We start from the raw sequence: 22,250 nt of genomic DNA, 5'->3' as shown, positions 1-22,250 counted from the left end.
TCAACTTCTCTGATAACCGCGCATAAAGGCAGCAAGGTTAGCGCTTAGCTGCTCAGTCGGATAGCCGCCCTCTTGAATCACTACGGTGGGGTACGGCAAACCGCTCAACTGCTCACCCAATGCGACAAAGGCTTCGGTTTCCACGCTTAACCCGGCAAGTGGATCATCCTTGTGGACATCCAATCCCAAAGACACCACGACCGCCTCTGGCTGGTAACGGTTGAGCTGCTCAATCAGCGTGGCCACCGCGTTAAGATAGGTCTCGCCATCACTGCCCAAGGGCAAAGGCAAGTTGACGTTGGCGCCTTCACCCTCTTCGCACCCTATTTCGTCCACGCCCCCCCAGAAGAAGGGATAAAAAACACTTGGGTCGACGTGTACAGAACCCGTCCAGACATCCCTGCGGGAGTAGAAAATATCCTGAGTGCCGTTACCGTGATGCAAATCCACGTCAATGATCGCTACTTTGGCAAATTTCTCACGCAGCACGCTGGCAGCCAAGGCAGCGTTATTCAACAAACAGAAGCCACCCGCGTTATCCGGCCCCGCATGATGTCCTGGTGGCCGACACAAGGCGTAAGCGCGAGAGGGATCGGCGAGCGATGCGCCACTCATCACTTCCTCAGTGGCAGCCACGGCTGTTGCAGCCGAAGCTAATGCCCCTTGAAAGCTCGTTTCGCTTAATGGGCATGCCATATCGTGCAAGTGCCAGCCCGCTTGGCCAACGGGGTGACTCGGGTAGTGGCTAGCACTACCACAGGGGTGAACGTTCGGTGCCACCAGCGCCGCTGCATTAGGCAGTGCTTGCCAACGCTCATAAATCGTTTCCAAAAAGCGTAAATAGCGCGGCGTATGAATCTGCTCTAGACGTTTACGCAGCATCGGCGAGTCAGTTTCACTAGGTGCCGTCAGGCTCAAACCAGCCGCGGCCAGCCCTTTGCTTAGCAGTTCAGCGCGCACCGGCCCTTCCGGTGATGGCGCTGGCTGTCCACGCAGCAGAAAGGTCGGCGGCGCATGGTAGTCCTGGTCAGGGTGGTAGAAGCACTTCATGTGTTGCACATCCGCCTTTTAAAGTAGTGAGGGAATCCAGGTTGAAAGCGCTGGAAATGCCGCTAACAGCACAATAACGCCAATGAAAGCCACATAAAATGGTAGTGATGCCACAATGGCTCGCTCATAAGGCACTTCGGCTATTCGGGCCGCCGTCATCAGCGTCATCCCCACTGGGGGCGTCACATTGGAAACGTTAAGCACCACAATCATCAATATGGCGAAATGCAGCGGGTCAAAACCCAGCTGAATCATGGCTGGCACAAGTACTGGCGCAACCACTACGAGTGCAGGTAACACGTCCATCACCGTACCAATCACCAACAGTAGTAAGCACACCAGCATTAACTGCAGGAAGGCGGCATCACTAAAGGTGGTAATAAGTCCGGCAGCGTCTCTGGCAATCCCTGAGCGTGTTACAAACCAGCCCAGTACCGCCGAGGTGGCAAGCAAGAAAAACACCACCCCAGAGAAACGTACGGTCACGACCAGCGCATCCCAAATTTTTCGCCAAGTGAGATTTCGATAAAATACGACGCCAATCACGATGGCATACACCGCCGCAAACCCAGAGGCTTCAGTGATGGTGGTTAAGCCCGACAGAATGCCACCCAAAATAATCAGCGGCACCACCATGGCGGGCAGCGCAACCACAAACGACATCAGCGCTACTTTAAACGGCGTGGGCGCCTGTTTGGGATAACCCCGTTTCCAGGCTAGGAAAAAGCTCACACCTAGCAGCGCCAACGCCATCAACAGCCCAGGTACAATGCCGCCCGCGAAAAGATCGATCACCGAAATATCACGCAGCAGCGTGGCATACACCACCATCACCACACTGGGTGGAATAATCGGCCCAATAATCGATGAACACGCCGTAACGGCGGCCGCGTACTCAGCGTCGTAGCCCTGCTTTTTCATTTCGGGAATCATGATTTTGCCGATCGCCACGGTGTCAGTGATAGCGGCACCGGTTAACCCGGCAAAAAACACCGATACCGAAATATTGACGTGGGAAAGTGCACCACGAACACGGCCAAACAACGAATTATTAAACGCAATCAGCTTGTGGGTTAGTCCGCCCTGATTCATTAGCTCGGCGGTAAAAATAAAATAAGGCACCGCAATTAACAGAAACCCTGAAACCCCTGAAAACATGCGGTCAGCAATGATGCCGAGCATGCGTTCTCCACCCAGGGAGAAACCACCAGCCAGCCCGGACATAGCCATGACGACCGCCACGGGAGCCCCAATAAATAGCAACAGCACAAATACAATAATCGTAGGCGTCATGGTCGAGCCTCCTCTTCAGAGCTCTCAAGAAGCTCATCAATCACCTCATGCTCGCTTGTAAAGTGCTCAAGCAGTGCAAAGCCGTGAACTAGATGCAGCAACATAATCAGGCCGCTGATAGGAATAACAATGGCCGTCACTTTGCTAGGAATGCGGATTTGATCCGACACCATGTAGACTTGCGTCGCGTTGGTGAAGTAGCCCCAGCCATACCAAGTAAGCATGAGTGCAAATAAGCCAAGGACTGCCAGACACATCACCGCCGCTATTTTCACCATGATTTTGGGCAGGCTACGCACTAGCAGCGTCATCGCCACATGTTCGCCATAGCGCAGTGAAATGGTCATGGAGAGAAAGCCTATCCACGGCAAAAAAAGCCGAGCCAGCGAATAAGTCCAGCTCAGCGTACTGCCGGTAAACAGTTTGTAGAGAAAGGCGGTAAAAGAGATGCCTAGCATCGATAAAATGCAGCCAACGCATAACACAACCGCCGCCTGATTGACGTAATCGCTTAGGCGGCGTAACGGGGGTAAAACGCTCATCGTGATTCCTCACGCTGGGGCAGTCTTTCTACCCCAGCGTTTGTCCGTCGCTAAGTCTTACTGGCCGTAAATGCGCAGATCATCATCTGCAAGCTGCTGACCAATCCGCTCAACTTCGTCAAGCAGCCCCTGCACGCGGGCTTCATCCATACCGAAGTCATCAACAATCCACTCTTTCCAAGCGGGTCGAGCAACCTCTGCCATGCGTTCCCGCTCAGCATCAGGCATCAGGTAGCAAGCTTCGAAACGTTCGCAGGACTCTACCCAACTGGCGGTGGAAAGCGCACCAGACATACCGTGGCTTAGCTGAATCGCTTCGCGGGCAGAGCTGATTAACGCCTGTTGATGCGTTTCCGGTAGCGACTGGTACCAGGATTCACTGACGACCCAAGGGGCGCTGTTGTACACATGCCCTGTCAGGGTGGTGTAGTCCGTTACCGCATCAAAATTGAACGTGGTATTCAGCACGGGAGCGTTGAACTGGCCATCCGCCAGTCCCGTTTCAAGGGCAGTAATCAGCTCACCCCAAGGTAGGGGCGTGGCAGAAGCACCAAGTGAGCGCATGATAGCGACGTGAGCTGGGTTCTCTTCGGTACGGATATTGAGCCCTTCTAGATCCTCCATGGTCTCAATCAAGTGCACGTTGTTAGTGAAGGCTACAAAACCACCGCCATCATCGAACGTACCTAAGTAGCGCATATTGGCATCTTCAACGGTTCCAGACATGAAGTCAGCAAACCATTCGCTGTCAAAGAAGCTCCACGCTTGGCGCCAGCTGGTAAACAAGAAGGGTGCCGTTACCGCTTGGTAGTCGCCATAAAACGACGACATCGCACCCGCTGACAGTATGGTCGATTGCAGGGTACGGCCACCCTGCACTTCTGAGCCGTTTTCTACTTCTGAACCTAGCTGACCACCGCCAAAAATAGAGACCTCAAGATCTCCATCAGTGCGCGCTTCCACAAGGTTTTTGAAATGCACCAGGGCAGGATAGATTTCGTTATTTTTCATATCCTCTGGAAGCTGGGTGGCGATGACCATTTCATAGGACTGTGCCTGGGCGGTTGCACTGGCAATAGCCAGTGGCAAAGCCGCCATGGCAGCGAATAAAAAAGATTGTGTAGGTTTCATAACTTACCTCGTTTTGGTTATTAGCTGGTTTGCGTTATGACTGACGTTTCCACTCGTAAGAGATTGTTTTATTATCGTTATCATCCAAGCCGTAGACGGCGAACGCGACTGCTCCCTGTAAGTTACTCGGCTCTCTGTTAGTTACTCGGCTCTCTGTTAGTTACTGGCTGTTAGCTACTGGTTAATGGCCTCCCACACTTCAATGGCCGCCGCTAAGTCTTCAAGCGATGCGCCAACTGACTTAAACAGCGTGATGGCCTCTGCAGAGCGCCGACCTGGCTTGGTTCCCGCAAGCACCTCAGCAAGCTCTGCCTTGATATCCTCGAAACGGAACGCACCTTCCTCGATTGCCTGAAGAATATCGCCGGCTTCGCCCTTAGCCCCGGCGTAGGTATCCACAAATACGGCAGATCGACGCAGGCACTCAGCATCGGTTTCGCGCATTTGGGGGCGGAAAGCACCGATAAGGTCAACATGCGTGCCCGGTGTTAACCACTCACCTTTAATTAAAGGCTCTGTGGAGAGCGTGACGCAGCTGACAATATCAGCCTGTACAACCGCGTCTTGCAGATCACTAACGACCTGGGTGTCAAATCGGTCGGCATAGGTCTCGGCGATAGCAGAAGCCTTTTCAGGGTTTCTGCCCCACACCAACACACGTTTGATTGGTCGAATGCTGGCATGGGCTTCAATGACCATAGGGGCCAACTTGCCAGTCCCTACCACCAATAGCGTTTCAGCTGTCTCATTGGCTAGTGCTTGTGCCGCCAAGGCAGAGGCAGCTGCTGTGCGGCGGCGCGTTAGTTCACTGCCATCAATGCAGGCCAGTGGTTGGCCATGTTTACCTTCGCTAAGTAAATACAGCCCTGAAATAGCAGGAATATTGTGCTGGGCGTTCTGAGGAAAGACGTTGACCATTTTGACGCCGATATAGCCTGCTGGCTCCCAGGCAGGCATCAGCAGCATAGTGGCTTCACCGTCGGGGCGATGCATCGCGTGATGATGGCGTGGCGGAGATTCAACGCCGTTCACAAAGATGGTATGTAGCCGCTTAATCAAACCTTTCCAGGTGAGATAGCGTTCCACTTCCGCCGCAGACACAACCCGCATATCAAGCCTCCGGCAGCGCAGCAACAACCATGATTTCTACTTTCCATTCCGGCTTGGCAAGCTTGGCTTCAACCGCTGCACGTACGGGCGGGCGGCCAGGCACTATCCAGGCATCCCAAGCAGCGTTCATTTGGTCAAACTCGGCCATGCTGGTGACCCAAATTTGCGCCGAGATAAGCTGCTCTTTCGAGGTGCCTGCCTGGGCTAACAGTTGGTCAATGCGCGCAAGCACTTGCTCGGTCTGGCCACGCATGTCAGCCGTTGCATCACTGGGCACTTGGCCAGCGAGATAAACGGTGCCGTTGTGAATCGCGACTTGGCTCATGCGGGCATTGCTGTCTTGATAGGTAACGCTCATGGTGTCTCTCCAAGGAAAATGAGGTTCCTCTTGAGACTACGATGATGATGAGCGGCGTGCTTGCCCGAAACTCTGGCAAATTTGCCCGTAAGTGTTGTAACTCATCGAGCAATCATTTCTGTTTGCCAAGCTAACGGTCTGAGGAGGGGGCAATCTCAAAGTAACGCCGATAGGCGCGAGAAAAGCTTCCTTGGTCACGGAAGCCTACCAGCATGGCAATATGGCCCAGGCTTAGTGCGCTGTGCCGAACCAACGTACGGGCGTGCTCAAGCCGTCTGCGCTGAACATATGCTAAGGGCGTCACACCGGTAAGATCACGAAAGCAGGCATGGAAATGCCCGGGGCTTAGTGCACATAATGCGGCTAATTGCTCAACCCGAATATCGTCCGCCAAGTGCTGATCCAGCCATGCATCCAGCCTTTCCAGGTCAAGCCGTTCGCTGATACAGCGAACACCGATCTGATCAGCAACTTGCTTCGGCTCATCTTGAAGGTACATATACAGCGCTCGAAGCAGCAGCACGGCAATTTCATTCTGCAGCGCGGGGCACTGCTCCAGCTGGTGCGTCAAAGCATGGGTCAGCTGATTAAGCGCCGGAGGTACGGTAAAAAAACGTGGCTTGTCGAATAGCCGCTCGATTTCACTGCCTTTTTCCAACACCGCTAAGTGCTTAACAGGAATATCCAGCACCAGCGTGCGGTTACTGCCATCGCCTTGGTACTCATGGTGTCGAGACGATGGGATCAAGCAGCCACGGCGTGCCGTGACGCGCTCGCTCTGCCCTTCCATAGCAAGCTCAGTCACGCCACACGTTGCCAGAATTAACTGGTGAAAATCGTGTGAGTGGGATACCTGTTCGGGGGCTAAATTGCGGTTATGCAGCTCAAACTGGACCATGGACGTACCGTTTGGTTCTACGTTGACGACTGCACTATAAAACGTCTGCCAGTTGAAAAGCGAGAAAGCTCCCATTACCCCCGCGAGATATCACCAATCACTAACCTGATTTGCTCTCGCAACCAGCTCAGTCCGACATCCTTATCCGTCCATATCGCCCAATTCATAGTTACCGGTGGGAAATTGAGAGAAATCGGCATTTCACAAAATGCCAGCCCGAATAACGGCGCATACTGCACGGCAATCCTTCTAGGCACCGTTGCCACAACCGGTGCATTGCGTGCTGCAGCAAGCAGCGGCATAAAATCAGGCGCCGCTAAGATGACATTGAGCTCTATCCCCAATGCTTCCAAAGCATCACCGACACAGCCCGCGACATTTGCCGTCTGGGAAAGAACAGCATGCCGTGCGCCAAGATAATCGTCACGCGATAATGGCGGTACCAATCGACACAGATCGGCATTAAAGCAGCATGCTACGTTGGATTCGAACAGGACCTCTCCTAGATGACGAGACTGTTTACAGCCAATAGCCAGATCAATTTCGCCCGACTCCATCATCATATCCACTGTTTCGACCGTAATCGCGCGACTTAGCAGCCTAACCCCTGGTGCCGTTGATTGCAGTCGATCCACCAAGGCCGGTAGCAGAACCATCTCCATTTCACCGGCAATGCCCACCCGAAAAATCCGGTCTGCTGTTTGCGGCTCAAAACTATCCGATGACTGAAGCGCATTTTGCGCCTGCGTCAACGCTACTCGCACCGGCCCAGCCAGCGCTCGAGCTTTGGCCGTTGGCTGCATTTTTTGCCCGACACGAACGAAAAGATCGTCCTGCAATAACATCCGCAGTGTTGATAAATTATGGCTCATTGCCGACTGACCAATACGGAGTTTCTCGGCAGATTTGGTGACACTCAGCTCTTGCATCATTGCGTCAAACGCGACCATAAGATTGAGGTCGAAGGAGCGTAAATTGAAATGATCAATATTATCCATGATTGGCATCGATTTGATTGCTGACCAATGGGAATATACCTTTTCCTCATCGCGTTACAAACCGCTAGTTGAATTCTGGCCTGTTGATTGATTGAGAGAGGGTGTTTTTATGCTGTCACGCAGAGATATGCTTAAAGGTTCGCTGGCTGCTATGGCCGTGGGTGCAGCCGCCAGCACTGTTTTCATCCCATTACACGCTGCAGCTAGTGCACCGCTAGTTGGCACACAGGCGCCGGGCTATTACCGCTTGATGGTGGGTGATGTCGAAGTCACCGCACTCTCGGATGGTACGGGCCTGTTTCCGATCGCCGACCTTTACCTGAATATCACCCCCGAACAGGCTCGCACAGCACTTGCCAATGCGTTTCAAGGCACGCCAACCCATCTGTCAGTTAATGCTTATCTGCTGAATTTCGGTGATCGGCTGATTCTTCTGGATGCAGGGACCGGTGATCTGATGGGCCCAGCCTTGGGCAAACTGACAAACAATATCATTGCATCGGGCTATCACCCCGACCAGATCGATGATGTAGTAATTACCCACATTCATTCCGATCATGTCGGCGGACTCGTTCTAAACGGTGAAAAAGTGTTTGCCAACGCGCTGGTCCATGTGCCGAAACTGGATGCGGAGTATTGGCTTAGTGCCGAAAATCGTGACAAGGCCCCAGACGACGCCAAGCCGTTCTTTGATCAGGCGGTCTCGTCAACCAAGCCCTATATCGACAGCGACACACTTAGAACCTACGACACGGATATGCCAGCCATTCCAGGCGTGATTAATTCAACCCATCGTCCAGGCCATACCCCTGGTCACAGTGCCTTATGGTTTGAAAGCAAAGGCGAAAAATTCGTCTACTGGGGTGATATCACGCACGGCGATGTCATTCAATTCGACGTACCAGACGTGGCAATTGCCTTTGATGTTGACCCGGCTCAGGCGGTCATCACTCGTGAAGCGGCCTTTGCCGAAGCGGTAGCGGAGAAATACATGGTGGCTGGTTGCCATATCGCATTCCCAGGCATCGGGTACGTGGTCGAAGACAGCACGATGTTTGACTGGGTACCCGTCAATTATCGCGCTGACGTCTGATCTGTAGCCATTATTTGCCCATGCACGACAAACGATTGATCACTATTCGAGATACTCCTGCTTTCTTCGACATGATGATATCACTCGCCAACAAACCTGCTTTTTTACATTCGGCGCCAGCCTTTGAGCCTAAGCCTTAGGTGGGTATCATCAGCCAGCCAATAGACATCTCAGGGAGCGAGAGGGTGAGCAAGCAGGAAGTCACCCGCAAGCGTATTCGTGAAGCTGCCTGCAGGCCAGGATCGTCCTGTCACCTGATTGATCGGCTGAACTCCTTCAAGAAAATAAGGAGAAGATCACTGTGTTTTAAGAAGAGGGTTTTATGAGCAACACCTTATTTGTTCACGCCAGCCCACATGGTAAGCATGCACTAGGCTATCGTCTGGCTCATAAGATTCTGGCCGAGGAGACAGTCAGAAACTCAAGCGTGGGATTGATAGAACGCGATTTACTTGCCGCCCCGCTGTCGCCACTGACTCACCGTTACGCCTCTGCGCTGGCCAGTCACAACATCGGTGACAGCATTGATGCTGCCCTGACAGAGTCCGAGCAGTTGATTAGTGAGCTGGAACAGAGTGACCGCTTATTAATCGCGACGCCGATGCACAACTTCAGCGTACCGGCAGCGCTGAAGCTTTGGATAGATAACGTGGTGCGTGTTAACCGTACCTTTATTGCCTCGGCTGAGGGCAAGCAGGGATTATTGCAAGATCGCCCGTCCACCGTTCTGGTGAGCGCCGGCGGCATGTTGCAAGGAGATAACCCGCAACCGGATTTTCTTACTCCCTACCTCACGCTTATTCTCAACACCATCGGTATTCGGAATATCCACTTCGTATACCTGCAGGGGTTAGCGTTTGGTGAACCCGCTATCGACAAAACATGGCAGCAGGCGCAGGCTGCGCTGATTGAGGCTGACGTACTGACTAACGAAATGCCATAACGTAAAGCCCCGCTACTCTGGACGATGGCGAGCGACAAGTTCCACCAACTGCGGATACCCCTCTTCGAGTGCGGGGCTCGATAGATTGGTCACGCCCAAGAGCAATCCTTTTCGCGCCTTGGTGTGCATGGCATACCAGGGCGACAGCGGTGCTGGTGCCAAGTTAAAGGCCTGGGCAGCTTCGGCAATAGCAACGTCGTCAGCGTCATCTTCCAAGGTGAGCAAGAGTGACAAGCCGGCGATATTATTCACTGAAGCCGACTCGTCCATGAGCGCAAGCAGCGCATCCCGGCGCTGTATGTATAAACGCTTCATACGCCGAATATGGCGCAAGTAATGACCATCGCGCAGAAACTCCGCAACGGCTAGTTGGCCAGGCAGTCCAGATGCTGGCGACAATGCGGCTGCCGTATCGCCAGCACGCTCTGACAAGCTGGCCGGTACGACCATAAAGCCCAGCCGCAAGCGTGGGCTGATGGTTTTACTGAATGTGCCGATATGAACCACCCTGCCGTCACGATCCAGCGAGGCCAGTGCCGGTGTTGCTTGTCCGCTTAGCTGCAGTTCGCTTAGATAATCGTCTTCGATAATCCAGCCAGCATTTTCTCGAGCCCATATCAGTAGTGCTTGGCGTCGATCCAGCGAAAGTTGCACCCCCAAGGGGGCTTGCTGGCTTGGCGTCACAATCGCCAAGCGGGCATCCGCTGCCAGCGCTATCCCCTGTTCCACACAAATCCCCTGTTCATCCACCTGAACGGGAACCGAGGTATATCCTGCTAACGATAAAGCGTGCCAGGTCAGCGGATACCCCGGGTTCTCGACCCATACCCGCCGTGAATCCAGCCGCAGCAAGTGCAAGGCCAGGCCTAGCGCACCCGCATAACCGTTGGTGATGATGATTTGCTCGGCAGAGCAGAGTAGCCCCCGAGATACCGCTAGATAGGCAGCAATTTCCTTGCGCAGCTCAGACTCGCCCCGAGGATCTGGATAACGCAGCGACTCAGCCACTGCCTTTCGCGTACAGCGCAGCATGATGCGCGACCACTGTTTAAAGGGAAACGCGTCCTGTGCTGGTACGCCCACTTGAAAAAGCTTGGGAACACTATCCAGATCCTGATACAGATCAGGCAGTGGCAGGCGAGAGGCCACCGCGGCCACCTCTGGCACGGCGGGTAGCACGGAGCTAACGAAGGTACCTGCAGCCCCCTTGGAAACGACGAGCTGATCGTCGCTGAGCCGGTCATAAGCCGTTTTAATGGTGCCCCGCGAAACGCCCAACTGCGCGCCGAGATCACGCCATGAAGGCAACCGCGCGCCCTCATACAAATGCCCTTGTCGAATAGCATCCGCAATGCTGAAGCGTATTTGCTCGGAAAGAGACTGCTTGCCCTGGCGATCAAGCGAAAAGCGAAGTTTTTTCATAACACAATGGTACATAAAAACCAGTCATTCTTGGTGCTTTTTTTAGACCATGGTGTCACTCACAATCACACTCCAGATTACTTTTATTGGTCTGAATCTTTGTGTTCTCTTTGAATTAGCTCAGCACTATTGAGCCAGACCCGAACTATTTGCCAAGAGGATCAAGCCAATGCGGATAATAAACACGCGGTTTTCGGTTGCGCTACTGCTCGCCACGCTGGTCGGCTACGCTGGGACGGTGCCAGCGAGTGAGACCACCGATCAACAAGAAGCCGATCAAGCCTATGATCAGGGCGCCGATGGTGAGCAGCGTGCTAGAGCGGCTGGCGAGTCGCTAATCGGTCAACCAGGTCCCGAGCTGAGCATTACCACGCTGGATGGTGACATCATTGATCTCAGCGCACTTTATGGCGTCAAGCCGGTGTATATAAAGTTCTGGGCAACCTGGTGTGTGCCCTGCCGTCAGCAGATGCCAGGGTTCCAGGCCATCCAGGAAGCGCATGGAGACGACATTCAAGTCATCGCTGTGAACACCGGTTACGCTGATACCGAGGAGTCTGCACGTGAGTATCGCGAGGAAATGGGCCTGACCATGCCTATCACGGTGGATGACGGCACATTGGCCGAAGCACTGAATCTACGCGTCACCCCGCAGCACGTACTGATCGACCGCAGTGGCCATATCACTCACATTGGCCATCGCGACGATCAAGCACTGGAAGAGGCGCTACAGGCAGTGCTGGAACCTACTGATCCAAGCTCAGCAGCAACCGAAGGAGCCGCCGTCGAGGATATCGACACCAACGCCTTAACGGTGGGCGATGAGGTTGCTGATCTAAACGTTACCACGCGTGACGGCGATACCATCGACCTGACTCGAGCAGCGACAGACAAGCCACTGGGTGTGGTGTTCTTTGCCACGTGGTGTGAGTCTTATCTTGCCGAGAGCCAGCCGGAAACCTCCGCCGCTTGCCGCCGCGTGCGCGAAACCGTTAATCAACTGAGCAAAGACCAAAATGTACAGTGGGTGGGCATTATTTCTGGCCTTTGGACCAAAGAGTCGGATGTCGAAAGCTATCTTGAGACCACCGAGACGGCGGTTCCCGTGCTGCTCGACGCCGACGGCGAGATCCACCGTCACTTCGGCATTCAACAGATACCGACCGTTGTGCTAATCGATGCCGACGGCAAGGTCGCCGAAAAGCTTGGGCCGCAAGATACCGCATTAACCGAAGCCGTCGAGCGCATCAGCCAGTGACCCTCCGCCATTTCGCGCAAACCACGGCGCGTTACACCCTTTGATGGAGCAGCCCGTCTCAAGCGGGCTGATAGCCAATGCCCCCATTCCTTTACCGCTATTGTGTCCTTTTTTGCCTAGCTTTCGTGTTGATACCTCAAACCGGCACAGCCCAGGAGTTTCCCGGCACCTCGGGCGAGGTACTGATCAAGAGCAGTTTGATAGCAGAAACGGACCAACCCGCAGCCGGCACCTCCAGTACGTTAGCCGTTTTCATGGAGCCGCAGTCGGGGTGGCATGGCTATTGGAAACAGCCGGGCAGCATTGGCCTAGCACCGCAGTTCGATTGGCAATTGCCGGATGGTGTCAGCGTGGGCGATGCTGCCTTTCCAGTGCCGCATACGCTGATGACCGGCGACCTGATGAATCATGTCTATGAGCATCCTTACGCGCTATTGCTACCCATTGAAATAGATGCCTCGGTGGCGTCGGGAACCTCTCTGCCGATCACCGTCGCTTTCAACTATCTTGCTTGCCGCGCCGATGCCTGCGTTCCTGAACAATCAACTCTTGCCATTACCCTCACCGCAGGCGATGGCCGTATTACGGACGAGAGCAAGGCGCGCTTCGCTGCATGGCGCCAGGAACTACCCAGGCCATTAGGCTCTCAAGCCAACTTCGTGACCGACGATAACCGGCTGCGTGTCAGCATCCCCCTTCCCGCTAGCGTGGAGTTGAACAATCCACACTTGTTTGTCGCCACCGACGACATCGTGGATCCTGCGTCTGAGCAGATATTCAGCCGTGAAGACGATACGTTGATGGTCGAAACCAAGCTGTCAAAATCCTGGCCGGCAGATAGCCCGCCTGACGAGCTCGAGGCGCTGCTGTCATTGGGCAGCGGTACCGGGCTATCACTGGTTGGTCATCGAGATGGGGCGCCCGTGGCGAGCGCCAGCGGACCTCAAAGCTCTTCCACCGCAAGTGCCACCGGCCAAAGCAGTTCGCCTTTACTTCTGACAGCCTTTCTCGGCGCCCTACTGGGCGGCGTTCTGCTCAACATCATGCCCTGCGTTTTCCCGATCCTCAGTCTCAAGGTACTTAGCCTTGCACGATTAACCGGTGGTGAGCGCGAAGCCCGACGCGAGGCGTTAGCTTATACCGCCGGAGTGGTGATCGTTTGCTTACTACTTGGTGCGACTATTATCGCCCTGCGTGCAGTGGGTACTCAGGTTGGCTGGGCATTCCAATTGCAAGACCCGCGAGTCATCGTAGTGCTGACCCTGTTGACCGCCGCCATCGGTTTTAATCTGGCTGGCCTCTTTGAGCTGGGATCCATCAATGCCGGTGGCAAGCTAGCAAGCCAGGACGGTGTAGCCGGTGCATTCTGGACAGGCGTACTGGCCGCCTTCGTCGCAACACCTTGCTCTGGCCCCTTTATGGCTACGGCGCTTGGCGCTGCCTTGGTACTCCCCACGTTTGCCGCGCTGATGGTGTTCGCGGGCCTGGGTCTGGGCATTGCCCTGCCGTTTTTACTGCTCGGTTTCGTGCCGGTGCTGCGCCGCCTCCTTCCTCGTCCTGGCCCTTGGCTTGCCAGCTTCCGGCATGTCATGGCCATCCCCATGTTCCTGACCGCTCTAGCCTTGGCTTGGGTGCTTGGCCGCCAGCTCAGCAACAACGGCATGATTGCGAGTCTCGCTCTAATCATGTTGCTGGCGATAGGGCTTTGGTTCACCGGCCTGCGCCAACGAAGCGCCAAGCGATTGAGCTGGCTTCCGGCAGGGCTGGCGGCCGGGCTCGCCTTGGCGGGAAGTGTCATCGTTCCTGGCTCCTTTGCCCAGCAAGAAGAGGCCGTCAATGCGCAGGTTAGTTCAGCCGAAACACGCCTATTCGACTTCGACGCGGGCCGCTTGAGCGAGCTTCGGCAACAAGAGCGCCCCATCTTCGTCTACTTTTCCGCAGATTGGTGCGTCACTTGTAAGATCAACGAACAGCGGGCCATCGATATACCCAGTACGCAGCAGGCATTCGAGCAGACGGGTGTGATCACAATGAAGGGCGACTGGACCAATGGCGACCCCGCCATTACCGCTTTTCTGGAGCAGCATGGTCGGTCAGGGGTGCCTCTCTACTTATGGTACGCCCCAGGTGAAACAGAGCCTGAAGTTCTTTCACAGCTTCTTGCACCTAATACCTTATCGGTCTTGGCGAGCAAATTGGATTAACCCTCTCTCTTATCCAACATCGCCGTATCGAAGATATTTTTAATGCTGCAACGAAAAATACCACATAGAAATAAAAATAAGCATTTGATTATTAGGCAAAACTTTCAATTTCTAATTTTCTATAGTACGGACGTCTTGAGCAAGACACCCTGACTCAGAGCGAGTACACGCCGTATGAGTGCAATGCGTCTAATCGCTAAGCTACATCTTTGTGATAGCCCCCCCTTACCAACCAAGTGGGGTATCTTTTCATGGTGCATCAAGTTTGACGCACCACAAAAAAGGGCTTAGCGATAAATCGCTAAGCCCTTGAATTTGGTGCCGGTGGCCAGACTCGAACTGGCACACCCGTAAAGGCGGCGGATTTTGAATCCGCTGCGTCTACCAATTCCGCCACACCGGCAATGGCTGCGCATTATACGTAGATAACCTCACAGGTCAATCACATTGACTGACTTTATCTATCTAAAGCGCTATCCTATGCCGCCTGTTTGACCACTGATAAGAGCCATTTCCATGCAGCGCGCGGATTTTCATTTCGAGCTACCCGACGAGCTAATTGCTCGCTACCCTTCTGAGCAGCGCAGCGACTGCCGTTTGCTATGTGTGGATAGCCAGAGCGGCGCGCTTGAGCATCGTCGGTTTGCTGATTTACTTGAACTACTCGAACCCGGCGACTTGCTGGTATTCAATGATACGCGCGTCATTCCAGCACGCTTGCACGGTCACAAGGCTAGCGGCGGCAAAGTAGAAATGCTGCTGGAGCGCCCGTTGGATAGCCACCGTGGTTTAGCGCATATCCGTTCGAGCAAATCGCCCAAGCCCGGCACCGAGTTGATCTTTGAAGGCGACATTCATGCGGTGGTTGAAGGCCGCCGCGATGCGCTGTTTGAGCTGCGCTTTTTAGGCGACACGCCAATGATTGCGCTGCTTGAAAAGCATGGCCATATGCCACTGCCGCCCTATATCACCCGTGACGATGAGCTGAGTGATCGGGAACGCTATCAAACCGTGTATGCCCGCCGCGACGGTGCAGTAGCAGCGCCCACCGCAGGGCTTCACTTTGACCAACCGTTGCTGGATGCCCTGGCAGAGAAAGGCGTTAACAGTGCCTTTGTGACCTTGCACGTCGGCGCAGGCACCTTTCAACCCGTGCGCGTCGACAACATCCTTGAACACCATATGCATAGCGAGTGGATTGAGGTGTCTGAGACCGCCTGTCAACAAGTGCGTGACACTCAGGCTGCGGGGAAACGGGTCATTGCCGTCGGCACTACCAGCGTGCGCTGCTTAGAAAGCGCTTGCCTGAAAAGTAGCGACGGCCAGATCGCCCCCTACAGCGGCGACACCGATATCTTTATCTACCCTGGCTACGAATGGCGCTGTGTAGATGCTCTGATAACTAATTTCCACCTGCCCGAGTCGACCCTGTTGATGCTGGTCTCTGCATTTGCCGGCTATGACCACATGATGCGGGCATACCGCACGGCAGTTGACGAGCGCTACGCGTTCTTTAGTTATGGCGATGCCATGCTACTGACCCGCTAAACACGATACGTCCAGCGCCTTAACCGATTATTGACGAGTTATTTAGATGCGAAACGAATGTTTTATGCGCTTTGAGCGCCTAGCCGACGATGGCCGTGCGCGCCGGGGGCGCCTGCACTTTCCCCGCGGCACCGTCGAAACCCCTGCCTTTATGCCGGTGGGTACCTACGGCACGGTGAAGGGCATGACACCAGACTCCGTGAAAGAGATTGGCGCAGAAATCATTCTCGGCAATACCTTTCACCTATGGCTGCGCCCAGGCACCGACGTGATTGAAGCCCATGGCGACTTGCATGACTTTGCCCAATGGGACAAACCTATCCTGACCGACTCCGGCGGTTTTCAGGTTTTTTCCTTAGGCGAAATGCGCAAAATTACCGAGCAAGGCGTTCACTTCCGTTCGCCAGTCGATGGCAGCAAGGTGTTTATGGGGCCGGAAGAGTCCATGGCCGTGCAGCGCTCGCTGGGCTCTGACGTGGTGATGATCTTTGACGAATGCACACCGTACCCAGCCACCTTTGAAGAAGCCGAAAAATCCATGGAGCTTTCGCTGCGTTGGGCAAAACGCTCACGCGAGGCTCATGGTGATTCGCCTTCAGCGCTGTTCGGCATTATTCAAGGCGGCATGCACCCAGAACTTCGCGAACGCTCACTAAAAGGGCTGCTCGAGATTGGCTTTGATGGCTTGGCCATTGGCGGTCTGTCGGTAGGCGAACCCAAAGAAGAGATGATCAAGGTACTCGATTATCTACCGACGTGGATGCCGGACGACACCCCTCGCTACCTGATGGGCGTTGGCAAACCAGAAGACTTAGTAGAGGGCGTGCGCCGTGGCGTCGACATGTTCGATTGCGTGATGCCTACTCGTAATGCGCGCAACGGCCACCTGTTCACCTCAGAGGGTACGGTCAAGATCCGTAACGCCAAGCACCGCTTTGATACCCAACCGCTTGATGCCGAGTGTGACTGCTATACCTGTAAGAATTTCTCACGGGGCTACTTGCACCACCTAGATCGTTGTAACGAAATGCTGGGTTCCATGCTCAATACCATCCATAACTTACGCTACTACCAGCGGGTAATGGCTGATTTGCGCGCGGCAATCGAAGCGGGTACATTGACGACCTTTGTGGAAGGCTTTTATGCCCAGCGCGGCCTGCCAGTGCCTCCCCTAGCGAATTAATCGCCATCCGCCATTGGCGGGTGGTTTAATCGGTTCACCCATTGAGTTTTCTAACCCAGGAGTTCTCTGCAATGCTGGATTTCTTCATCTCACCAGCCCATGCCCAAGAAGCCGCTGCCGGCGGTGGCATCGCGCAAATTGTCATGCTGGTTGGTTTTGTGCTGATTTTTTACTTCCTGCTGTGGCGCCCCCAGGCAAAGCGCGCTAAGCAGCACAAACAGCTGGTTACAGGCTTGGCCAAAGGCGATGAAGTCGTCATCGGTGGCGGCCTTGTTGGTCGTGTTACCAAAGTTAATGATGAGTTCCTAACGCTGGAAGTTTCTGAAGGCACCGAAGTTAACGTGCAGAAAAATGCCGTTGCTGCCGTACTTCCTAAAGGCACTATTAAGTCCATCTAACGCCTGCATCTCCCCCCTGCCGATCCAGTGCCAGCCACCCCGGCAGGGGTGACATGGTAGCCACGATGGTGAACTTTGCTGTGCGCGGTCTGTCCGTGCACAGCAATTCCGTTTGTAATTGAAGGCAGGGCTTGCATGCTCAACCGTTACCCCCTGTGGAAGTATCTGCTGATACTGGTCGTCCTGGTGGTTGGCCTTATCTATTCGCTTCCCAATTTATTCCCCGCAGATCCCGCCATCCAGGTTAGCGATGCCCAGGGCGACTCGCTGGATGAACGGCAAATATCCCGCGTTGAAGAAGCGCTCATTGATAGCGATATCGGCATTAAAGCCATTGAAGAAACGAATGGCCAATGGCTGATTCGCCTTCAGAGTGATGATGATCAGCTAGACGCCCGCGATATTGCCGCAGATGTATTGGGTAGTGACGCGACTGTCGCACTCAACCTCGCTGACGCCACCCCTGGTTGGCTGCAAGCCTTTTCCGCATCTCCCATGACACTGGGCCTCGATTTACGTGGAGGCGTGCACTTCTTACTCGAAGTAGATATGGATGCCGCCCTTACCCAGCGCTTGGAAGTGAATGCCAGCGCCATGCGTGAACTGCTACGTGGGGAGCGCATTCGCTATCGCAACACCACCATCGACGAGCGTTCACTTTCAATCGCCTTTGGCAGTGCAGAAGACCGCGATACTGCCCGGCGCTTGATCAGCCGCGACTTCCCTAATTTTGAATACAGCAATGAAGGCGATGGTCGTGCTTCCAACCTAGTCATGACGCTCAGCGACCAAACGGTTAACGAGATTCAGGACTATGCGATCAATCAAAACTTAACCACGCTACGCAACCGCGTTAACGAGCTGGGCGTCGCTGAGCCGATGGTTCAACGCCAAGGGCCTAGCCAAATCGTGGTTGAGCTGCCCGGCGTTCAAGATACCGTGGCTGCAAAGCGTATTGTGGGTGCAACGGCAAACCTAGAGTTTCGCCTGGAAGCTCGCAACGATACGCCTGACACGGAAACCGAACGTCTAGAATTCCGTAACGACCCAGCACGCTCGGCAGAGCTGATGCGCGATGTCATTATTACCGGTGATAGCGTATCCAGTGCCAGCAATAGCTTTGATGAAAATGGTCGTCCGCAGGTCAACATTAACTTGGACGGCACCGGCGGTACGTTAATGAACCGCGCCACGCGAACCAACATCGGTCGCAATATGGCGGTATTGTTCATTGAACATAAAAGCGAAGATCGCGTAGAAATCGACCCCGAAACGGGCGAAGAAACGATTATTCGCGAGCCCTACGTCGAACGCGGCTTGATCAGCCTTGCCACCATCCAAAGCGCACTGGGCAACAGCTTCCGCATTACCGGCTTAGACTCACCGACTGAAGCTGCTGAGCTTGCTCTTCTGCTCCGCTCTGGTTCGCTGGCCGCCCCTATCTACTTTGTCCAGGAACGCACCATTGGACCAAGCCTGGGTGCCGAAAACATTGAACGTGGCCTGCTATCAGTACAAATCGGCTTGTTACTGGTCGTGCTGTTTATGCTGGTGCGCTACAAAGTGTTTGGGGTATTTGCCAACATCGCCCTAGCGCTAAACCTAACGCTGCTCGTCGCGGTTATGTCGATGCTGGGCGCTACGTTAACACTACCAGGCATTGCCGGGATTGTGCTGACGCTAGGCATGGCAGTTGATGCCAACGTGCTGATATTCGAGCGTATACGCGAAGAATTGCGCAACGGCATGTCGATTCAGCAAGCAATCCATGCGGGCTACGAGCGCGCTTTCACTTCTATCGTGGATGCCAACATCACCACGCTGCTGGTAGCGGTGATTCTGTTCTCGATCGGTACCGGCCCAGTGAAAGGGTTTGCCGTTACGCTCTCCATTGGCATTTTAACATCCATGTTCACGGCACTACTGGTAACGCGCGCCATGGTCAACCTGACTTATGGCAGCAAACCCGTCAAAAAGCTGTGGATTTAAACACATGGATCTAAATGGCATAGATTTGAAAAGCATGGATCTGAACCACGTGCTTAGCCCAGAATTTAAGAGGTGGTAATGAAACCCCTATCACAACTGCGAATCGACTTTATGGGGCGGCGCAACCTTGCGTTTATCGTCTCTGCCTTGATGCTAATCATCTCGATTGGCGCGATTATTTTTCAGCAGCTAAATCTCGGACTGGACTTCACCGGCGGCACCCTGGTGGAAGTGCGCTACGGCGCAGTCCCTTCCTTAGACGCGATTCGCCAATTGCTCGAAGACAGTGGTTTCCAAGACGTGTCGGTGCAAACGTTTGGCGCATCAACAGAAATACTTATCCGCATTCAACAGGCATTCGATGCGGATGTCGGTAACGACGTTGTCAGTCTGCTACGTGCCAATGGCGATAGCGTTAATCTTGTACGAGCCGAGTTTGTCGGTGCACAGGTAGGCGACCAACTTCGCGACCAAAGCGGCTTAGGCCTTCTAGTGGCATTGGGCGTGGTGATGCTTTACGTTGCCTTCCGCTTTCAATATAAGTTTGCTCTTGGTGCCCTGCTCGCCTTGCTGCACGATGTCATCATTGTTGTTGGCGTCTTCGCGCTGTTCAAGCTTGAGTTCGATCTAACAGTACTGGCAGCGATTTTGGCCGTTATCGGTTACTCGCTAAACGATACGATTGTTGTCTATGACCGTATCCGCGAGACCATTCGAACATCGCGTATTGATGATATGCCGCAAATCTTCAACGAAGCGATCAATGCCACCCTGTCCCGCACGCTCGCCACCTCTGGTACGACGGTGCTGGTGTTGCTGGCGCTGCTGCTATTAGGCGGCGACATGATCGAGAACTTCGCTATTGCGCTGTTAATTGGCATCGTGGTGGGTACGTTCTCATCAATTTATATCTCAGGTGCGTTACTGATTCCGCTCAAGCTTTCACGGGAAGACCTTATCCCCACCAAGAAAGAGACGGACGAAGAGGAAGAAGAGCTGCCGTAAACCAGCAAAAGCAATCCGCAACAAAAAGGCTCTGCCGATAAAATCGACAGAGCCTTTTTAATGCGTGGTCATCGAGCAGACTGTATCAATCGCTTTTACCACTTACCACTTTTACGAACTTAAAAATGCGGTGCCAATTGTTTAATCAAGGCTTTGTACAGACGCGGCCCAGCAGCCATCAGTTGACCTTCAGCGGCCACTGTCGGCTTGCCGTCAGGCGTGCCCATCAGCGCACCGGCTTCTTTCAGCAATAGCGTTCCCACCTGCATATCCTGCTCTTCAAGACCCAGAACAAAGACACTGTCCACACGCCCACAGGCAAGCTCGCAAATATCCAGCAGGCCGCTAGCAGATGCCAACATGGCTTCCACTTGGGGAGCTAATTGTTGAGTAATGGTCAGGTAAGCTGGCAAATGGCTGGGGCGCAACCAGGTTTCTGGCAGGCTCATCGCTATCCGCGTACCGCTAATGGCGGTAGGTTTGCTTACACGCATGCGCTTATCGTTGTGCTGAGCACCGCGGCCGCGGCTGGCGATATACTCATCGTCAGAAAACGGACAGATAATTACCGCGTGTTCGGGGCGATCTTTGACGAGACACACCACTGAGAGAGCAAAGCCCTTACCTGCCACCGCTAAATTGGAATAGCCGTGCATTGGTTCAATTTTCCAGACGATATCAGCGCCTTCGCCTTCACCCGCTTTATGGGGCGTATAGCGGCCACTGAAGCCGTGCAGGGGATACCCACGCTGCAGCTGCTGAACAATGGTGGCCTCTGCTTTGCGAGCGGTGTCTTCTAGCAAGCGGTCGAGGTTAAATTCATCGTGAGCATTTTCAATGCGTTCACGAACACGTAAAAAGTGTTCAACAGCGCCACGCGCAGCGCGCAGCGTAAATTGGACCATAGGATTCATGATCGGGCCTTGTCACAGTGATGTTAAAGAACGGAGGCAGTGGCAGGACTGCTTTGGCGGGCAATTCTAACAGAGCCCCCTCGGGCATGCTATCGACTCATGCTAAACTGCGCGTTTTCCGTACTTGATTACCGAGCCCATTATGCTTGAGCGCATCCGTATTGTTCTTATTGGCACTAGCCATCCTGGTAATATTGGCGGCGTCGCCCGCGCCATGCACAACATGGGCTTAGCCGATTTAGCCCTGGTGGCACCGCGCTGTGAGGTGATTACCCAAGACAGCATTTCCCGCGCTTCGGGAGCCGACCACCTGCTGCACCAGGCAAAAGTCCACGCCTCTCTTGAAGACGCCGTTGCTGACTGCACGCTTGCCGTGGGCGCTAGCGCACGCTCACGCACGCTGCCCTGGCCAATGATCTCCCCACGTGAGCTAGCCGAGCGCTTGCCCAGCGAATGCCAGCCCGACAATGCGCGTGTCGCGCTGGTGTTTGGCCGCGAGGACAGCGGCTTAACCAATGCCGAGCTGCAGCGTTGTCATGCCCACGTGCATATTCCCACCAATGCAGATTTCAGCTCGCTAAACCTGGCTGCCGCCGTTCAGGTGATTGCCTATGAGTGCCGTATGGCATGGCTAACTCAACAGGATAGCGCCAGCACCGCTGAAGAGCCGGATGATGCGCTGGCCACCCATGCCGAACTAGAGCGCTACTTTGAGCACTTGGAGCGCACGCTGATTGCCATTGAATTTCATGACCCCGCACAGCCGCGCCAACTGATGGCGAGATTGCGTCGCCTGTACCTACGTGCTCGTCCTGAAAAAATGGAGATGAATATTCTGCGTGGCATTCTTTCGGCAACCGAAAAAGCGACAGACAAACATCGTCCATAGCGCTGGCCACCGCTGCGGCTTGGG

20 protein-coding genes and 1 tRNA gene are annotated in these 22,250 nt (G+C 54.3%); 10 read left to right on the top strand and 11 right to left on the bottom strand.

All coding sequences use genetic code 11. The annotated features are described in order from the left end of the window. The 8 genes from INT19_RS11130 to INT19_RS11095 all read right to left on the bottom strand — a co-directional run bounded on the left by INT19_RS11130 (position 1) and on the right by INT19_RS11095 (position 7,380). Positions 1 to 1,050, bottom strand: coding sequence for a histone deacetylase family protein (locus INT19_RS11130; protein WP_193060773.1), 1,050 nt, complete (start codon positions 1,048 to 1,050; stop codon positions 1 to 3). 18 nt (positions 1,051 to 1,068) lie between these two features. Next, complete coding sequence (locus INT19_RS11125; protein WP_193060772.1) at positions 1,069 to 2,343, bottom strand: TRAP transporter large permease; 1,275 nt, start codon at positions 2,341 to 2,343, stop codon at positions 1,069 to 1,071. After that, the gene (locus INT19_RS11120) at positions 2,340 to 2,885 is read right to left on the bottom strand and encodes a TRAP transporter small permease (RefSeq protein WP_193060771.1); all 546 of its coding nucleotides are present in this window, start codon (positions 2,883 to 2,885) and stop codon (positions 2,340 to 2,342) included. The genes INT19_RS11125 and INT19_RS11120 overlap by 4 nt, the downstream gene beginning before the upstream one ends. Positions 2,886 to 2,942: 57 nt before the next feature. Further along, complete coding sequence (gene dctP / locus INT19_RS11115) at positions 2,943 to 4,016, bottom strand: TRAP transporter substrate-binding protein DctP (RefSeq protein WP_193060770.1); 1,074 nt, start codon at positions 4,014 to 4,016, stop codon at positions 2,943 to 2,945. A 174-nt stretch (positions 4,017 to 4,190) separates the two neighbouring features. Then, positions 4,191 to 5,126: an ornithine cyclodeaminase family protein gene (locus INT19_RS11110; RefSeq protein ID WP_193060769.1), complete on the bottom strand. Its 936-nt coding sequence runs from the start codon at positions 5,124 to 5,126 to the stop codon at positions 4,191 to 4,193. A 1-nt stretch (position 5,127) separates the two neighbouring features. Then, positions 5,128 to 5,484: a RidA family protein gene (locus tag INT19_RS11105; RefSeq protein WP_193060768.1), complete on the bottom strand. Its 357-nt coding sequence runs from the start codon at positions 5,482 to 5,484 to the stop codon at positions 5,128 to 5,130. Positions 5,485 to 5,614: 130 nt separating this feature from the next. Then, positions 5,615 to 6,382, bottom strand: a complete 768-nt coding sequence (locus tag INT19_RS11100; RefSeq protein ID WP_083001269.1) for a helix-turn-helix transcriptional regulator — start codon at positions 6,380 to 6,382, stop codon at positions 5,615 to 5,617. 74 nt (positions 6,383 to 6,456) lie between these two features. Then, positions 6,457 to 7,380, bottom strand: a complete 924-nt coding sequence (locus INT19_RS11095; protein ID WP_193060767.1) for a LysR family transcriptional regulator — start codon at positions 7,378 to 7,380, stop codon at positions 6,457 to 6,459. Between the two features lie 109 nt (positions 7,381 to 7,489). On the opposite strand from INT19_RS11095, the gene INT19_RS11090 reads away from it, so the two are divergent. Then, positions 7,490 to 8,473, top strand: coding sequence for an MBL fold metallo-hydrolase (locus INT19_RS11090; protein WP_193060766.1), 984 nt, complete (start codon positions 7,490 to 7,492; stop codon positions 8,471 to 8,473). Between the two features lie 322 nt (positions 8,474 to 8,795). Next, the gene (locus tag INT19_RS11085; RefSeq protein ID WP_193060765.1) at positions 8,796 to 9,416 is read left to right on the top strand and encodes an FMN-dependent NADH-azoreductase; all 621 of its coding nucleotides are present in this window, start codon (positions 8,796 to 8,798) and stop codon (positions 9,414 to 9,416) included. Between the two features lie 12 nt (positions 9,417 to 9,428). Here the strand turns inward: INT19_RS11085 and pdxR are convergent, their stop codons facing one another. Continuing rightward, on the bottom strand, positions 9,429 to 10,838 hold the full coding sequence (pdxR, locus tag INT19_RS11080; protein ID WP_193060764.1) for a MocR-like pyridoxine biosynthesis transcription factor PdxR: 1,410 nt from the start codon (positions 10,836 to 10,838) through the stop codon (positions 9,429 to 9,431). A gap of 169 nt (positions 10,839 to 11,007) precedes the next feature. Between pdxR and INT19_RS11075 the strand changes: the two genes are divergently transcribed. Both INT19_RS11075 and INT19_RS11070 read left to right on the top strand, forming a co-directional pair. Further along, positions 11,008 to 12,096 (top strand): TlpA family protein disulfide reductase, encoded by a 1,089-nt coding sequence (locus INT19_RS11075; RefSeq protein ID WP_193060763.1) that lies wholly within the window; start codon positions 11,008 to 11,010, stop codon positions 12,094 to 12,096. A gap of 125 nt (positions 12,097 to 12,221) precedes the next feature. After that, on the top strand, positions 12,222 to 14,300 hold the full coding sequence (locus tag INT19_RS11070) for a protein-disulfide reductase DsbD family protein (RefSeq protein ID WP_319022189.1): 2,079 nt from the start codon (positions 12,222 to 12,224) through the stop codon (positions 14,298 to 14,300). A gap of 316 nt (positions 14,301 to 14,616) precedes the next feature. Here the strand turns inward: INT19_RS11070 and INT19_RS11065 are convergent. Continuing rightward, positions 14,617 to 14,703 (bottom strand) — tRNA-Leu (locus INT19_RS11065). A gap of 113 nt (positions 14,704 to 14,816) precedes the next feature. Between INT19_RS11065 and queA the strand changes: the two genes are divergently transcribed. From queA to secF, 5 genes are all read left to right on the top strand, one after another. Next, the gene (queA, locus tag INT19_RS11060; RefSeq protein WP_193060761.1) at positions 14,817 to 15,848 is read left to right on the top strand and encodes a tRNA preQ1(34) S-adenosylmethionine ribosyltransferase-isomerase QueA; all 1,032 of its coding nucleotides are present in this window, start codon (positions 14,817 to 14,819) and stop codon (positions 15,846 to 15,848) included. A 64-nt stretch (positions 15,849 to 15,912) separates the two neighbouring features. Beyond that, positions 15,913 to 17,031 (top strand): tRNA guanosine(34) transglycosylase Tgt, encoded by a 1,119-nt coding sequence (gene tgt / locus INT19_RS11055; RefSeq protein ID WP_125753431.1) that lies wholly within the window; start codon positions 15,913 to 15,915, stop codon positions 17,029 to 17,031. Between the two features lie 71 nt (positions 17,032 to 17,102). After that, positions 17,103 to 17,429, top strand: a complete 327-nt coding sequence (gene yajC / locus INT19_RS11050) for a preprotein translocase subunit YajC (RefSeq protein WP_009722127.1) — start codon at positions 17,103 to 17,105, stop codon at positions 17,427 to 17,429. Between the two features lie 135 nt (positions 17,430 to 17,564). Continuing rightward, positions 17,565 to 19,418 carry a protein translocase subunit SecD gene (secD, locus tag INT19_RS11045; protein WP_089039135.1) on the top strand — a complete coding sequence of 618 codons (1,854 nt, stop codon included), beginning with the start codon at positions 17,565 to 17,567 and terminating at the stop codon, positions 19,416 to 19,418. Between the two features lie 78 nt (positions 19,419 to 19,496). Beyond that, complete coding sequence (gene secF, locus INT19_RS11040; RefSeq protein WP_038481479.1) at positions 19,497 to 20,423, top strand: protein translocase subunit SecF; 927 nt, start codon at positions 19,497 to 19,499, stop codon at positions 20,421 to 20,423. Between the two features lie 119 nt (positions 20,424 to 20,542). Here secF and INT19_RS11035 read toward each other — a convergent pair whose 3' ends face one another. Further along, positions 20,543 to 21,337 (bottom strand): inositol monophosphatase family protein, encoded by a 795-nt coding sequence (locus INT19_RS11035; protein WP_193060760.1) that lies wholly within the window; start codon positions 21,335 to 21,337, stop codon positions 20,543 to 20,545. Between the two features lie 142 nt (positions 21,338 to 21,479). Between INT19_RS11035 and trmJ the strand changes: the two genes are divergently transcribed. Beyond that, a complete protein-coding gene (gene trmJ / locus INT19_RS11030) occupies positions 21,480 to 22,226 on the top strand; it encodes a tRNA (cytosine(32)/uridine(32)-2'-O)-methyltransferase TrmJ (protein WP_095602704.1) in 747 nt (248 codons plus the stop codon). Positions 22,227 to 22,250 lie beyond the last annotated feature (24 nt).

The organism is Halomonas sp. 3A7M, assembly GCF_014897875.1.
Lineage (GTDB): Bacteria > Pseudomonadota > Gammaproteobacteria > Pseudomonadales > Halomonadaceae > Vreelandella.
Note: the sequence above shows the minus strand (reverse complement) of the source record. Positions and strands in the feature narration are given on the sequence as shown.

Coding starts and splice junctions, on each gene's coding strand:
- INT19_RS11130 (WP_193060773.1), bottom strand. CDS start 1,050: ATGAAGTGCTTCTACCACCCTGACCAGGACTACCATGCGCCGCCGACC.
- INT19_RS11125 (WP_193060772.1), bottom strand. CDS start 2,343: ATGACGCCTACGATTATTGTATTTGTGCTGTTGCTATTTATTGGGGCT.
- INT19_RS11120 (WP_193060771.1), bottom strand. CDS start 2,885: ATGAGCGTTTTACCCCCGTTACGCCGCCTAAGCGATTACGTCAATCAG.
- dctP (WP_193060770.1), bottom strand. CDS start 4,016: ATGAAACCTACACAATCTTTTTTATTCGCTGCCATGGCGGCTTTGCCA.
- INT19_RS11110 (WP_193060769.1), bottom strand. CDS start 5,126: ATGCGGGTTGTGTCTGCGGCGGAAGTGGAACGCTATCTCACCTGGAAA.
- INT19_RS11105 (WP_193060768.1), bottom strand. CDS start 5,484: ATGAGCGTTACCTATCAAGACAGCAATGCCCGCATGAGCCAAGTCGCG.
- INT19_RS11100 (WP_083001269.1), bottom strand. CDS start 6,382: ATGGTCCAGTTTGAGCTGCATAACCGCAATTTAGCCCCCGAACAGGTA.
- INT19_RS11095 (WP_193060767.1), bottom strand. CDS start 7,380: ATGGATAATATTGATCATTTCAATTTACGCTCCTTCGACCTCAATCTT.
- INT19_RS11090 (WP_193060766.1), top strand. CDS start 7,490: ATGCTGTCACGCAGAGATATGCTTAAAGGTTCGCTGGCTGCTATGGCC.
- INT19_RS11085 (WP_193060765.1), top strand. CDS start 8,796: ATGAGCAACACCTTATTTGTTCACGCCAGCCCACATGGTAAGCATGCA.
- pdxR (WP_193060764.1), bottom strand. CDS start 10,838: ATGAAAAAACTTCGCTTTTCGCTTGATCGCCAGGGCAAGCAGTCTCTT.
- INT19_RS11075 (WP_193060763.1), top strand. CDS start 11,008: ATGCGGATAATAAACACGCGGTTTTCGGTTGCGCTACTGCTCGCCACG.
- queA (WP_193060761.1), top strand. CDS start 14,817: ATGCAGCGCGCGGATTTTCATTTCGAGCTACCCGACGAGCTAATTGCT.
- tgt (WP_125753431.1), top strand. CDS start 15,913: ATGCGCTTTGAGCGCCTAGCCGACGATGGCCGTGCGCGCCGGGGGCGC.
- yajC (WP_009722127.1), top strand. CDS start 17,103: ATGCTGGATTTCTTCATCTCACCAGCCCATGCCCAAGAAGCCGCTGCC.
- secD (WP_089039135.1), top strand. CDS start 17,565: ATGCTCAACCGTTACCCCCTGTGGAAGTATCTGCTGATACTGGTCGTC.
- secF (WP_038481479.1), top strand. CDS start 19,497: ATGAAACCCCTATCACAACTGCGAATCGACTTTATGGGGCGGCGCAAC.
- INT19_RS11035 (WP_193060760.1), bottom strand. CDS start 21,337: ATGAATCCTATGGTCCAATTTACGCTGCGCGCTGCGCGTGGCGCTGTT.
- trmJ (WP_095602704.1), top strand. CDS start 21,480: ATGCTTGAGCGCATCCGTATTGTTCTTATTGGCACTAGCCATCCTGGT.